Origin of the sequence: Pseudomonas sp. 86_A (genome assembly GCF_017491705.1) — a bacterium.
GTDB lineage: Bacteria > Pseudomonadota > Gammaproteobacteria > Pseudomonadales > Pseudomonadaceae > Aquipseudomonas > Aquipseudomonas koreensis.
In genome coordinates this window covers 1-507 of record NZ_JAFGYS010000085.1, presented here as the reverse complement: position 1 = coordinate 507, position 507 = coordinate 1, and the positions used below count along the sequence as shown (strand labels likewise).

Below are 507 nucleotides of genomic sequence, written 5' to 3'. Positions count from 1 at the left end.
CCTGCGCCCACGCAGCCGCGCGGACGACGGGCAGCCGACCTGCGACAAATCCGCGCGTGAACGTGCCCGCGTCGCGCACGCGATGTGCCCGCCTCGAACGCAAAAAGCCCCGGCGCGCCGCCGGGGCTTTTTGCGTTCATGACCGCCACGCCGCGCCGACGCGCGGCGCGCAGGCCGCTCATTTGTTCGGCTGCGGCGTCAGGCGCAGGTACGGACGCACGGCCTTGAAGCCCTTCGGAAAGCGCTGCTTCAGCTCGTCCGGATCCTGCAGCGACGGCACGATCACGACGTCGTCGCCGTCCTTCCAGTTGCCGGGCGTCGCGACCTTGTAGTGATCGGTCAGTTGCAGCGAATCGATGACGCGCAGCACTTCGTCGAAGTTGCGGCCGGTGCTCGCCGGGTAGGTGATGATGAGGCGCACCTTCTTGTTCGGATCGATCACGAACAGCGAACGCACGGTCAGCGTCTCGTTCGCGTTCGGATGGATCATGTCGTAGAGTTCCGAGA

The 507-nt window shown here is 66.5% G+C and carries 1 pseudogene; it reads right to left on the bottom strand.

Annotated elements, in window-relative coordinates:
• Positions 1–178: 178 nt before the first annotated feature.
• Positions 179–507: pseudogene (locus tag J5M57_RS28110) on the bottom strand (peroxidase); the annotation flags it as partial.